At 50.4% G+C, this 516-nt stretch carries 1 protein-coding gene; it reads right to left on the bottom strand.

Annotated elements, in window-relative coordinates:
- Nucleotides 1–118 precede the first annotated feature (118 nt).
- On the bottom strand, nt 119–516 hold a 398-nt coding region (locus AC5O77_RS22675; protein ID WP_494507287.1), incomplete at its 5' end, for a glutamate-cysteine ligase family protein.

The raw sequence follows: 516 nt of genomic DNA, 5'->3' as shown, positions 1-516 counted from the left end.
GCCATCAGCAAAATGCCTGCTGCGGTGATCAAGGTTTCTAAAGGGTGTTTCATAACATTGTTAAATGTAAGTTAAAACACCATTGTCAGGGATATTCTTCTGTAAGGCAATTCCCGGCTTAGTCACCGGCCCAGATCTCACAATGCTTTTTCACCAGCCCAATCAGCGAGCCGCCATCGGCGACGAAATCGCGCATCAGCTGCGCTTCATTCAGACCGCTGACGACCTGGCGGTGCAGTGCTTCAATTGCGCTCGATGCACCAATTTTATGTGCGGAAGGGGCGATTTTTTCCAGCAATCGCAAGGTGTCTTCCGTTAGTGGTCGACGATCGCCAGTGTGCGGATCGGTGATGACGCCTTCAAGCCCATAGCGACAGGCCTGGAAACGGTTGAATTTATACAGCAGGTAATCTTTTTCCTGATGTTTAAACGGGCGTTCCGTCAGTAACCAGTGGGCGGTAGCCTGAATTAATCCCGCCATATTTACTGCGTGGCTAAGGGTTAACGGGGTATCCA

It is taken from the genome of Stenotrophomonas sp. INTA L402-1, assembly GCF_059295135.1.
The sequence above is the reverse complement of the archived record's forward strand: the minus strand, read 5'-3'. Positions and strand labels throughout refer to the sequence as shown.